Genomic DNA, 12,550 nt, shown 5'->3' with positions numbered 1-12,550 from the left:
CCCCTTCCCGGCTCGAAACAGACGGAGAAACTGGTCACGTAGTGACATTTTTCCTAATCTAATTGCAGCGGCGCCGTTAATTCGGCGTTCCGGCCACGACAATCTTTCATATGGCGCATCGCCGGCTTACGAAAGCGCTCGCATCGCTGACGAAAAGCCGGCACTTTCGCGCCGGTCGCGACCGGATACGTGAAGTGGCCATTTGCACGCACGACGCTTTCCACGCAGTCAACCGCAGGAGACACACAATGAGCAAAACGAACCGATTTGCGGTCCTGGCAATCTTCGCACTGCTGGCGGGTTGTCACCACGCGGCGAAAACTCCCGAGAACGCCGGGATGACGCCCCCGCCCTCGAGCCAGGCGGTCGCCACGGTAACGGCCGACGATCTCGACAATCCGAACAGCCCGCTCGCGAAGCGCAGCGTCTATTTCGATTTCGACGACTACTCGGTGAAGCCGGAATACCAATCGCTGCTGCAGGCGCACGCGAACTACCTGCGCAGCCATCCGGCGCGCCACGTACTGATCCAGGGCAACACCGACGAACGCGGCACGTCCGAATACAACCTCGCGCTCGGCGAACGCCGTTCGCAGGCCGTGATGAGCGCGCTCGAAACGCTGGGCGTGCCGGGCTCGCAGCTGGAGGCCGTCAGCCTCGGCAAGGAAAAGCCGGTCGCGCTCGGTCACGACGAAGCCTCGTGGGCGCAGAACCGCCGCGCCGATCTCGTCTATCGTTGATCGGATGCCGCCGCAACGGCGGCATCGTCGCAACGCATCACCCGCAGTGCCGTGACATCGCCGGGGCGAACCGCCCGCCCCGGCCGTCTGCCGCTGCGCGCTCCGGTGCAAAAGCCGCGGATGCGAGGCGGATCGCTATGCAGCGCCGTCGCGCGCTGGCGCCTCGCTTTCCGCCCGCTGCGCACGTTCGAGCCGCCGATGCAGCCAGTGCGACATGACCGCCGACGTGACGATCGAATCGAGGATGGCGACGCCGTCGATGCCGGCGATCTCGTCCATGCCCAGCAGGAAGGCCTTCAGCAGCGCATAGCCGGTCATCGCGCTCGCACCGACGATCACCCCGAGCGGCACGAACCCGCGCCGCCGGATGCGCGTGCCGATCGCCCCCATGATGCCGCCCGCAACGATCGCCGGCAGGACATAGCCGAACAGGAACGACGCGATGAAGATCAGCGGCACCATGCCTGCGCAGAGCTTCAGCGTGTCCCATTGCGGGCCGTCGATCACCGACCACGCAACCAGCATCACGAGCGGCCATACGAGCGCGGCCACCAGCGGAGCGCCGACGGCGAACGACACGCAGCCGAACACGACAGGCGTGGATCGACGCGACGATTTGCGCGGCGGGCGCGCGAGTGTGTCACTCATGGTTTTTGTAGTCGGAATCGGAATGGCGGCGTGCCGGAGTGTACCAAGCCGGCGCGGCACGCATCCGATCCGGCCCCGTGCGACGATAGGCAAAAAGCATGGAATAAACCGCCCGCCCCGAACGTCTCGTCATCGCGCGGTCGCACGGCTCGAGCGAATCCGCTCGTCATGCGGCGCGTGCACTGCAAGGAGATTGAAATGAAATCGGCGCGATTCGCCGCGGCGGTGATTGCGGCGCTGGCACTGCTGCTGTCGGCGGGATGTACGTCGTCGGACGGTGGCGCTTCGCACGGGCCGGGCATGAGCCGGTACGGCGGCGGCAGTTCGAGCGGCAGCGGTGGCGGAGGTGGCGGCGGAGGCTACTGAAGCGCCGCCGGACCAGCCCGGACGGAGCGTCGCGCGCCAGCACGGCCGGAAACCGGCCGCCTCGCGCGCGACGCCCCATCCTTCGTTACGACTTAACGCATGGCCTTCACGTCGGCCGGCGTGACGCTCGCGGGCTGGCCGCCCCACGTCGCGCGCAGGTAGTTCGCGAGCTGGGCGAGTTCGTCGTCGCTCAGCGTGTGCGCGAAACCGGGCATCGGCTGCAGGTTTTCGAGGCCGGCGAACTTCTGCTCGTCGATGCCGTCGAGCATCGCGACCAGCAGGTTGCGCGAGTCGGCCTGACGCAGCGTCGAATTGCCGTTCATCGGCACCGCGACGTGCGGCTTGCCTTCGCCGTTGAAGCCGTGACAGCCCGCGCACACCGCGAGATACACCGAGCGGCCGGCCGCGAGCTGCTGCGCGTCGGCCGACACCGGCTTCACCGGCTGTGGTGCCGGCGGCGTATCGCCGAGCAGGTACACGGACAGCGCGCGCAGGTCGCCTTGCGTCATGTACTGCGTGCTCAGGTGCACAACCGGATACATTTCGCCGAACGCCGAGCCTTGCGGCGCGATGCCGACGCCGAAGAACGTCTGCAGGTCGGTGCCCGTCCAGCCGCGCGCGGCAAGGCCGGCCGGTGTGATGTCCGGCGCGGCCACGCGGCCGAGCGCGGCGCCCGCGAACGGCTTCGCGCCGTCGAGCTGGCCCGTGAACGCACGCGGCGTGTGGCATTCCGCGCAGTGGCCGAGCGCGCCCGCGAGATAGCGGCCGCGCTGCCAGTCGGCGGATTGCCCGCTCGACGCGTCGGGCAGGCTGTCCTTCAGGAACACCATGTCCCAGAACACCATGCCGAAGCGCAGGTTGTACGGGAACTTCAGATCGTGCTTGCGGTTTTCCTGCGCGACCGGCTTCACCGTCTGCAGGTATGCGTACATCGCGTCGGTATCGGCGCGCGTGAGCTGCCGGTAGGACGTGTACGGCATCGACGGGTACAGCCGCTTGCCCGGCGCCTTGCCGTCGTGCAGCGCGGCGTAGAACTCGTCCGCGCTCCAGTTGCCGATCCCGTGATCCTTGTCGGGCGTGATGTTCGAGCCGTAGAACGTGCCGAACGGCGATTCGAGCGGTGCGCCGCCGGCGAACGGCGCGCCGTCCTTGGCGGTGTGGCACGCCGCGCAGTCGGCGGCCTTCACGAGATAGCGGCCGCGCGCGACTTGGTCGGCACCGGGCGCGCCGGATGCCGAGTTCGATACCGGCGCGTCATGGCCGCCGCAGGCGGCGAGCAGCAGCGCGCAGGCGGCCGCGATCGCGGGCAAGCCCGCGGCCCGCGCGACACGATGGGCGAATGTGCGTTTCATGCGGCGTCCTTCACGAGTCCCGGCGTCGTCAAAATCACGTCCTTGACGGCTTCGTAATAGCGGACGTAACCCGTGCAGCGGCAGAGGTGCGCGTTCAGTGCGTCGGTGATCGTGTGCTCGACGTCGGCCTTCGCGATCGGCTCGCGCTTCAGGCGTTCGATCAGCACCGTCGCCGCGTTGACGAAGCCCGGCGTGCAGTAGCCGCACTGGAAGCTGAAATGCTCGAGGAACTTCTGCTGGATCGGCGACAGCTCGACCACTTCACCGGCTTCGTTGCGCTTCGCGTGGCCTTCGATCGTGCGGATCGAGCGGCCGTGGAAGAAGTGCGCGCCGGTGATGCAGGTGCGCATTTCCTCGCTGCTGCCGTCCGGCTTGTCGACGATCACGACGCACGCGTGGCAGATGCCCTGCCCGCAGCCGAGCCGCGAACCGGTGAGGCCCGCGTATTCGTGCAGGAACTCGATCATCATCAGCCCTTCCGGCACCTGCATCGGGCCGACGGACTTGCCGTTGATGTTCACCGACAGCGGCTTCTGCTGGAACCGGACGAGCGGACGCTCGACGGGTGCCGGCGCGGCGGCGGGTGCTGCGGGCGCGGATGCCGGGGCGGCCGAAGCCGCGCTGGCGCTCGCGGCCGACGCGGCGGTTTGGGCGGTCGTCATGCGAGCACCTCCTGAATCTTTTGCGGGGTCACCGGCAAATCGGTGAAACGATGGCCGATCGCGTGCGCGATGCCGTTCACGATCGCGCCGACGACGGGAATCATCACCACTTCGGCGACGCCCTTCGGCGGGTCGGTCTCGGACAACGGCGGCAGGATGTCGCCCGTCTGCGTCCACACCGCGACGTCGGTCGCGCGCGGCAGCTGGTAACGGTTGAAGTTCCACGTGCCGTTGCCGGGGCCGTCTTCGTAAAGCGGCAGGTACTCGTGCAGCGCATGGCCGATGCCCATCGCGAGGCCGCCCTGCAACTGGCCCGACACGAGCTGCGGCGAGATCTGGTTGCCGCACTCCATGATCGAGTGATGCGTGAGCAGCTCGACCTTGCCGGTCGCTTCGTGCACGGCCAGCTCGACGAACGTGCCGACTGCCGTGTAGTACGTGACGGCCGCGTTGTTGCGGCTCGTCGGCGGAATGAACACGCGCGTGCGGTCCAGCACGCGGTAACCGTTCGCGGTCGGCGCGAGCGTGCCGCGCATCGCGGTCGCACCGGCCGGCGCGGCGGTGCCCGGGATCGGGCCGTCGTCGCCCGTCTTCGGCGCGCCAACGCGCAGCGACAGCGCGTCGATCGGCAGACGATCGACCGCGCCGCCCACGTCGAACTCGGCGTCGGTCCACTGCCAGCGGTTGAACACGTGCACGACGGCGCCGGTCGGCAGGCCGAGCGCATGCGCCTGCTTCGCGAGCTGCTCGAACGTCAGCGGCTCGAGGCCGTCGGCGGTCAGCTTGCCGTCGACCCAGCGCGCGTCCTCGAAGCGGATCGTGTACGGCGCGGCCTGACCGCCGCCGAGGCCGCGCGTCCAGATCGACATCGCGGCCGGCCACAGGCCGTAGCGGAACACCGCGCGTGCGGCTTCACGCGTGCTGTGCGTGAAGTAGTACGCGGAGTTCGTCGCGCTCGACGGCGATGCATAGCTCGGCGACCAGCGCGGATTCGCGCACAGGCGATCCTGGTCGGCCTGCGACATCAGGTACGGATCGCCGCTCGTCTCGACCGGCAGGTCCGGCCATTCGGTCACGGCGACGCGCACGTCGGTCGCCGGACGGCCGAGCCACTTCGCGACCGCGACGGCCTGCGACGTCGACATCCCGGTGCCGATTTCGGCAGCCGTGTGATGCAGCGACACCTTGCCGTTCTCGTCGAATTCGACCTTCGCGAACGACGCTTCCGCGCCCGTGCCGAAGTCCTTCTGCACGCACGCGAAACCGACGCCGTAGCGCTTGCCCGGGTTCGTTGCCTCGAACTCGGTCTTGCGCGCGACACGGTGCGTCCACAACGGATGCTGTTTCGCGCGCTCCAGCACTTCCGCGACGCGCAGCGCGCCGGCGGGAATCGCACCCTGGGTGTTCTTCATCCCCGAGCGCAGCGCGTTGCGCAGCCGGAAGTCGATCGGGTCGAGGTTCAGTTGCGCGGCGATTTCGTCGACCGCCATTTCGGTCGCGGCCATGCTCTGCAGCGTGCCGTAGCCGCGCGCCGAACCGGCGTCGATCGCACGCGACGCGATCGCGACCGATGCGAGGTCGCTCTTCGGGAAGTAGTAGATGGATTGCGCGGCCGTTGCGCCGACCATCGCCACCGACGGCGAGAAGTTCGAGCGCCCGCCGCCGTTCGCCTCGAAGTCGCCCTTGAACGACTGCAGCAGGCCCGTGGTGCGATCGACCGCGATCCGGTAATGCATCTTGAACGCGTGACGCTTCAGCGACGTCTGGAACTGCTCGTAGCGGTCGTTCGCGAACCGCACCGGGCGGCCGTCCGCGTACAGCGCGCAGACGAGGCCGTAGAACGGCACGTTGCAGTGATCCTTCGAGCCGTAGCCGACCGTGTAGCACGGATGCACGAACAGCTTCTTCACCGGGAAGCGGCATTTCGCGACCATCGCGGCCGCGTTCTCCGCCACTTCGAGCGGCGACTGGGTCGGCACGACGAGGTGCATCGACTGCGTCGCGGCGTCGTACCAGCAGTTCGCGTTGTCGGGTTCGAGCGCTGCCGTGTCGACCGACTGCGTGTTGTACTCGCGGTCGAACACGAGCCAGTCGGCCGACGGATGATCGAGTTCGGCGGCGATCTGGCCGGCCAGGAACATGCCCTGCTCGTCGAGCTTGCCGTGCTCCTTGCCGTCCGGCCAGACCGGCAGGTGCTTGCGCATCATGCTCGGGAAGATCGGCGCGTCCTTCAGGCTCGAATAGACATCGTCGTCGTAGGCCGTCTTGCCGCCGATCCGCACGTAGCGGAACGTGCCCCACGGATCGCGTTCGAGCGGCCCCGTGACCGCGCCGTAGCGGATCACGTCGTCGCGGAACTTGAGCGCGTTCTTCGCGAAGCGAAAGCGTGCGAAGTCGTGGTAGATGAGGATCGCGACCGCATGGCCGAGATACGCGGGCGTCTTGCCGGCGGGCAACAGCATGTCGTCGCCGTAGAACGTCGGGAACGCGACGCCATCGCGCGCGAGATCGTCGGCCGTGACCACGCGGTCCGGCTTGAGCTCGTCGCCGAGCAGCGACAGGTCGAAACCTTCGTACGTACGGTCCGCCTGCGTGACGCGCAGGATCAGCGCATGCGACTGCTGCTGCGGCCAGTGCGGCATGTCGGCGGCGCGCACGTCGCGGGCGAACACTTTCGAGCCCGTAACCTTCGCGATGCCGTCGATGCGGAATTGGGGGATGCCGGTGACGCTATCCCATTTGACGGGGGTGAGGAGTTTTTCTTCGAAGAGCGCCGCGAATGCGCGACTGCCGAAGGGCGCGACGTAGACCGCGACGCCCGCCAGCACGCTGGCTTTCAGAAAACCCCGCCGTGACAGGCCGTGGTTTTTCATTGGGGGAACCTCCTGATGCGGCTCGGACGGCGATCGGGTGTCGCGACGTTCGGAGCGGCGCGCATTCTGGCATTGTTTTCGATATATCGCCTATAGTATTTCTCGCATGAAATACTTATCGAATTGCTTATAACGGGATGAGGACGGGGCTGCGGCGCCCGGTCGCGGGGCGAAATTCGTGCGCGAGTGCGTCGTGCCGGATGGGCCGCATCGCTCGCGGCGGGTCATCCCGGCGCATCGGCGCTCACGCGCGACGCACGGGCAAGCCGGCCTGCGGCCGGCTACCCGATATCGTCCCGTTGGCAACGATCCTGCCCCCGCGCCGGCGAATGCGCAAGCCTCCGGCGGGCGTGGTTTACGACTACTCGCCTATGCTGATGCAGGCACGTGCAGCGGCTCCGCGTCACCCATGTTTCATGATAATGTCGTGCGAATCCGGGGCGCCGGCCATCCCGCCACGTACCGTGCGGGGCTGCCGGCCATGAATCGACGTCGTGTCGAGGTTTAAAAGCCATGGCAGTCAGGGCACGCATCCTGAACTCCGTTCTCTCTACCCCTCCCAGCGGCAACCGCCGCGTGACGGCCGCGCTGCGCCCGTCGATGCTCGTGACGCTGTTCGAAGACGTCCGCCCGATGGCGCTGTCCGGCCTCGCGAGCGCATTCGTCGCGGCCATCGCGCTGATCCGCCTGCATCAACTCTGGTGTCTCGTGTGGCTCGTCGTCGACGTCGGCCTGCTCGCCGCACGGCTCGCGATCGCGCGTGCGTACGCGGTGCGCCGCGACGGCGGCGACGATCGCGCCGAGTACTGGGCGCGACGCTATGCGCCCGTGTCGCTCGCCGCCTGCTTCGTGCTCGGTCTCGGCGTGATGGGCTGCGTGTCGGCGTCCGACGTCGAATTCGGCACGCTGTCGGTGATGGTCGCCGGCGGCGTGTTCGGCGGGATCGCATCGCGCAATTCGGCGCTGCCGCGGCTCGCGATGACGCAGGTGACGCTCGGCGTGGTGCCGATCGGCATCGGCGCGCTGCTGGTCACCCGGCCCGGCGCGTGGCTGTTGCTGCCGCCGCTCGCGATCTATCTCGCGGCGATGCGCACGGTCGTCCAGCGCCATTACCGCGTGCTGGTTGCGTTGATCGCTGCGCGCCAGCGCAACGCCGAGCTCGTCGCACGCTTCGACGCCGCACTCACCTACATGCCGCACGGCCTGTGCATGATCGACGGCGAGAGCCGCGTGATCGTCGCCAACCGGCGCACCGCGCAGCTGTTCGGCTCGCCGCGCGAGATCATGCTCGACATGCCGCTGCCCGACGTCGTCGTGGCGCTCGGCACGAATGCCGTGACCGATCCGCGCGATGCCGGTCTCGCCGCGCAGTGCGCGGTCTGGCTGGAACGCGACGAACCCGTGCCGTTCGACATCGCGCTGACCAACGGCCGCCAGCTCGAACTGACGCGCCACCGCGTGCCGGACGGCAACACGGTGATCATCGTCGAGGACGTCACCACGCGCCGCGAGACCGAGCAGCACATCCGGCACCTCGCGCGGCACGATGCGCTGACGGGGCTGCCGAACCGCCACGAGCTGCACGCCGAGCTCAAGCGGATGCTCGCGCATCGGCCGCGCGTGCCGAGCCCCGCGCTCGCCGTCATGTATCTCGACCTCGACGGCTTCAAGGCGATCAACGACCGCTTCGGCCACCACGCCGGCGACGACGTGCTCACGCAGGTCGCCGAGCGGCTCGGCAAGACACTGCCGCCGGGCGACATCGCGGCGCGCGTCGGCGGCGACGAATTCATCGTCGCGCTCGGCGACACCACGATGCATGCGTGTTCGCTGCTCGCCGCGCGAATCATCCGGCAGATCTCGACGCCGTACGCGCTGTCGATCGGCGAGACGGTGAGCCTCGGGATCAGCATCGGCATCGCGCTCGACGACGGGCATGGTTCCCCCGACGAACTGATCCGTCAAGCCGACAGCGCGCTGTACGACGCGAAGTCGGCCGGCAAGGGAGTCTATCGGTTCTATTCGGCCGGCAGCCGGCGCGTCGTGCCCGCGACGGTGAGCTGAACGCATTCGTCCGCACCGCTGCGTCGCCGGTCCTTTCCTCGCTCAATTCCGAAACGCTTTGCGCGGCTTGACGCGTGTGCGCGCATGTTTCGCCGCCGCAGCCCGTGTCACGTGACGTGTTCCGTAACATCGTCGTGCTCCCCGCATCACGTTCGCCGCAGAAGCCGGCACGATCGACGCGGCGGACGGTATTTCATGACTGGCACTTTTATTGCTCCTTGTCCTGGAAACAGGATGTCAGGGAGCCCGCACATGAATACCGTCGAAGTCCTCAGCTGCACCGAGCGCATCGATCCACTGGAAGTGATCGACGGCGCATCGTTGATCCGTCGGCTCGTTTCCTCGCGCCGCCCGGCCGCCGCCCGCGAAACCGTTCGCGAAGCCGCGTGCGTCGACAACCCGCCGCTGACGCTATACGGTGCGTTTCGCCAGGGCGTCGCCGATTACGCGGCGCATCGCGCGAACCCGTATCGCGGCGGTAGCCGTTTCTGGGTGCTGTGGGAGGAAGGCCGTCTCGAAGCTGAAACGTCCGGCCGTTGACGCGGTAACACGCGCCGGCCCCGTGCCGGCAACGGGCTGACGCGAACCCGGGCGCGCCCCGGCCGCAGCGCGCGCCGGCAGGCGTTTCAGCGCTGCAACATCGCGCGTGACTGCCCGTGCCGCATGCCGCGCGTTCACGCGCGGGCCGGCCGGCATCCGGTGCGCGCCGAGCGCCGCGCGGCGCTCTTTTCCCGATAAGATGGCAGATTCCGTTCCTCGAACGACGCCGCCATGACCGCTTCCTCGCCACACCGAAATCCCATCCACTGCGAAATCGACCTCGATGCCCAGGGCAAGCATGCGGGCTACCTGCGGCTGCCGCACTCCGTGCATCGTTCCGCCTACGGCTGGCTGCCGATCCCGATCGCGTCGATCCGCAACGGCGACGGGCCCGTCGCGCTCGTGATGGCCGGCAATCACGGCGACGAATACGAAGGCCAGATCATCGTGTCGCAGCTGATGCGCGAGATCGACCCGGAGATGGTCAGCGGGCAACTGATCCTGCTGCCGATGGCCAATTTCCCCGCGGCCGACGCGGGCCTGCGCGTGTCGCCGCTCGACGAAGGCAACCTGAACCGCAGCTTCCCCGGCGATCCGACCGGCACGCCGACGCAGATGATCGCGCATTACATCGAGCATGCGCTGCTGTCGCGCGCGCAGTATCTGGTCGACCTGCATTCCGGCGGCAGCTCGCTGCTATACCAGGGCGGCAACATGCTCGCGATCGACCCGCTCGACGACGACGAGGCGGCGAAGCTCAACGGGCTGCTCGTGGCCTTCGGGCTGCCGAATGCGCTGCTGCATGCGCCGAATCCGGTGCATTCGGCGTCGGCTGCGCGCCGGCAAGGCGCGATCTCGATCGTGACCGAACTGGGCGGCGCAGGCATGGCCGATCCGTCGCTGATCCGGCTCGGCCGCCACGGGCTGCTGCACTACCTCGGTCATATCGGCCTGCTGCGCGGTGCGCTCGTGCCCGACGCGCCGCCGACCGTCACGCGCTTCCTGCGCGTCGACGGCGATCGTCACTTCGTCTACGCGTACGAACGCGGGCTGTATGAGCCGCTCGTCGAACTCGGCGACCAGGTGAAGGCCGGACAGCCGGCCGCGTGGGTGCACTTCCCCGATACGCCGCTGCGTGAACCGATGCTGCATCGCTTCAAGGGCGACGGCGAAGTGGTGTGCAAGCGTGTGCCCGCGCAGGTGCGGCGCGGGGATTGTCTGTTTCAGCTGGCGGAGGCGTCGACGCCGGCACGGGTCATCCAGTGATGCATCCTGCAAGCGCGGTATGCCGGCGCCAGTGCGTATTGCAAGGACGCTGAGTCAGTCGGACGACCCCGGCTCCCGGATGCCGTCGACTGACCGCTCCTGGCCGCGAAACGTCGCGGTCATATAGAATGATGCGCTTTGCCCGTACTCCCATGTGGTTCAAGAATCTTCAGCTTCACCGTCTTCCCGCACCTTGGGCCGTCACCCCTGACCAGATGGAAAAATGGCTGGCGCCTCACGCGTTTCAGCCGGGCACCAGCATCGAAATGCAGCGCGCCGGATGGGCCTCGCCGCGTGACGACGGCGCGCTCGTGTATTCGATCAACCGGCAGATGCTGCTGCTGTTTCGTGCCGAAAAGAAGCTGCTGCCGGCGTCGGTCGTCAATCAGGTAACCAAAGCGCGTGCGCTTGAAGTCGAAGAGCAGCAAGGCTTCAAGGTCGGCCGAAAGCAACTGCGCGAACTCAAGGAGCAGGTCACCGACGAACTGCTGCCGCGCGCGTTCAGCATTCGCCGCGATACCCGCGTATGGATCGATACGGCGAACGGCTGGCTCGTCATCGATGCGGCTGCACAGGCGCTTGCCGACGACGTTCGCAGCCTCCTCGTCAAATCGATCGACGCGTTGCCGCTCGCCGGCGTTCACGTGGCCCGTTCGCCGGTGGCCGCGATGACCGACTGGCTGCTGTCCGGCGAGGCGCCGGGCGGCTTCACCGTGGACCAGGACGCCGAATTGCGCTCCACCGGCGAAGGCGGCGCCACGGTGCGATATGTCGGCCACGCGCTGGAAACGAACGACATGCGCCGGCACATCGAAGCCGGCAAACAATGCATGCGCCTCGCGATGACCTGGGATGACAGAATCTCGTTCGTGCTGACGCCGTCGCTGACGATCAAGCGCGTCACGCCGCTCGACGTGATCAAGGAGGCGGCGGATCCCACCGCGCAAAACGACGATGAACGCTTCGATTCGGACGTCACGCTGATGACGGGGGAATTGGGGCGGATGCTGACCCAGCTTGTCGATATCCTGGGTGGCGATCAGCACGACTCGACTCATCAGGCAGCAGCCTGAACGCCGTCGTCGTCGAGGATCATCGCCCCGCAGCGGCGGGGCTTTGCGCTGACGCGACAATTCCCGAAGGTCCGTCGCCGCCCGGCGACGGATCGCGGACCACGCCCGTTCACCCCACCCCACTCCCCCTGCAAGCCTTCTGACTCCCTTCGCGAAATCCTTATCGAAATTGCTTCGTTCGCCTTTGCCGGCCGCGCCGCTAACGTGTTCGAAACGGCGGCGGCCTGCCGCATGCATCGCAGGATGCGCAGCGGCCGCCGTCATCACGACAACCGCGTCGCGATAACGGAACAGACCGGCCGGGCCGTGTGCCCCGACCCCGACAGGAACGTCCGCATCGCGCGCCCTTCGCGATGCCCATGGCCACGAACGACCGCATCATCGACACGACGCCGCTCGATGTCCGCGCCCAGCCGCTGATCGACGCGCTGATCGACGAATACGCGACCCGCTACGACGCCTACCGCCCCGACAGCCGCGCGTCCGCGCGCGACGAGCTGGCCCGCTATCCGGCCGAGCGGTTCGCGCCGCCCGAAGGCGCGTTCGTGCTGTTGCTGCGCGACGGCGAAACGATCGGCGGCGGCGCCTTCAAGCGCTACGACGCGCAGACCGCCGAACTCAAACGCATCTGGACCCGCACGGACCTGCGCCGTCAGGGGCTCGCACGCGTGATCGTCGACGCGCTCGAGCTGCGCGCCGCGCAGCAGGGCTATCGGCGCGTGTACCTGACCACCGGCTTTCGCCAGCCCGAAGCCTGGGCGCTCTACGACCGCACCGGCTATACGCGGCTGTTCGATTCGTCGATCGCGCCGGAAGCGTATTTCCACCTGCGCTTCGGCAAGGATCTCGCCGACCCGTCCCGCACGTCGACGCTCTCCGACCTCTGGGCGCCACTGCCCGAAGCCGCGCTGCCGCGCTGAACGCACCGCGTCATCCCCCTTCGCTCCCTCCGACACGACAACAACA

General features: G+C 67.8%; 11 protein-coding genes. 7 read left to right on the top strand and 4 right to left on the bottom strand.

Annotated features, from left to right (window positions below; all coding sequences use genetic code 11):
* Positions 1-248: 248 nt before the first annotated feature.
* Positions 249-740: a peptidoglycan-associated lipoprotein Pal gene (gene pal / locus BX604_RS18425; RefSeq protein WP_096499406.1), complete on the top strand. Its 492-nt coding sequence runs from the start codon at positions 249-251 to the stop codon at positions 738-740.
* Between the two features lie 135 nt (positions 741-875).
* Here the strand turns inward: pal and BX604_RS18420 are convergent, their stop codons facing one another.
* Positions 876-1,388 carry a hypothetical protein gene (locus BX604_RS18420; protein ID WP_098552052.1) on the bottom strand — a complete coding sequence of 171 codons (513 nt, stop codon included), beginning with the start codon at positions 1,386-1,388 and terminating at the stop codon, positions 876-878.
* A gap of 198 nt (positions 1,389-1,586) precedes the next feature.
* On the opposite strand from BX604_RS18420, the gene BX604_RS39025 reads away from it, so the two are divergent.
* Entirely contained in the window at positions 1,587-1,754 is a 168-nt protein-coding gene (locus BX604_RS39025; RefSeq protein ID WP_175799119.1) for a hypothetical protein, read from the top strand.
* Between the two features lie 92 nt (positions 1,755-1,846).
* On the opposite strand, the gene BX604_RS18410 is transcribed toward BX604_RS39025, so the two are convergent.
* Genes BX604_RS18410 through BX604_RS18400 form a run of 3 tightly spaced genes read right to left on the bottom strand, consistent with a single transcriptional unit; the run spans position 1,847 to position 6,641 of the window.
* On the bottom strand, positions 1,847-3,106 hold the full coding sequence (locus tag BX604_RS18410) for a cytochrome c (RefSeq protein ID WP_098552050.1): 1,260 nt from the start codon (positions 3,104-3,106) through the stop codon (positions 1,847-1,849).
* Positions 3,103-3,768: a (2Fe-2S)-binding protein gene (locus BX604_RS18405; RefSeq protein WP_098552049.1), complete on the bottom strand. Its 666-nt coding sequence runs from the start codon at positions 3,766-3,768 to the stop codon at positions 3,103-3,105. Before BX604_RS18405 ends, BX604_RS18410 begins: the two co-directional genes overlap by 4 nt.
* On the bottom strand, positions 3,765-6,641 hold the full coding sequence (locus BX604_RS18400; protein ID WP_098552048.1) for a xanthine dehydrogenase family protein molybdopterin-binding subunit: 2,877 nt from the start codon (positions 6,639-6,641) through the stop codon (positions 3,765-3,767). Before BX604_RS18400 ends, BX604_RS18405 begins: the two co-directional genes overlap by 4 nt.
* Positions 6,642-7,154: 513 nt before the next feature.
* Here BX604_RS18400 and BX604_RS18395 point away from each other — a divergent pair.
* From BX604_RS18395 to BX604_RS18375, 5 genes are all read left to right on the top strand, one after another.
* The gene (locus BX604_RS18395; RefSeq protein ID WP_098552047.1) at positions 7,155-8,705 is read left to right on the top strand and encodes a sensor domain-containing diguanylate cyclase; all 1,551 of its coding nucleotides are present in this window, start codon (positions 7,155-7,157) and stop codon (positions 8,703-8,705) included.
* Between the two features lie 252 nt (positions 8,706-8,957).
* Positions 8,958-9,245 carry a hypothetical protein gene (locus BX604_RS18390; protein ID WP_098552046.1) on the top strand — a complete coding sequence of 96 codons (288 nt, stop codon included), beginning with the start codon at positions 8,958-8,960 and terminating at the stop codon, positions 9,243-9,245.
* Positions 9,246-9,476: 231 nt separating this feature from the next.
* The gene (locus BX604_RS18385) at positions 9,477-10,511 is read left to right on the top strand and encodes a succinylglutamate desuccinylase/aspartoacylase family protein (protein WP_098552045.1); all 1,035 of its coding nucleotides are present in this window, start codon (positions 9,477-9,479) and stop codon (positions 10,509-10,511) included.
* 152 nt (positions 10,512-10,663) lie between these two features.
* Positions 10,664-11,584 (top strand): recombination-associated protein RdgC, encoded by a 921-nt coding sequence (locus tag BX604_RS18380; protein WP_098552044.1) that lies wholly within the window; start codon positions 10,664-10,666, stop codon positions 11,582-11,584.
* 359 nt (positions 11,585-11,943) lie between these two features.
* On the top strand, positions 11,944-12,504 hold the full coding sequence (locus tag BX604_RS18375) for a GNAT family N-acetyltransferase (RefSeq protein ID WP_098552043.1): 561 nt from the start codon (positions 11,944-11,946) through the stop codon (positions 12,502-12,504).
* The last annotated feature ends 46 nt before the right edge of the window (positions 12,505-12,550 follow it).

The sequence above is a fragment of the Burkholderia sp. JKS000303 genome (assembly GCF_002563755.1).
Taxonomy (GTDB): domain Bacteria; phylum Pseudomonadota; class Gammaproteobacteria; order Burkholderiales; family Burkholderiaceae; genus Burkholderia; species Burkholderia anthina_B.
Note: the sequence above shows the minus strand (reverse complement) of the source record. Positions and strands in the feature narration are given on the sequence as shown.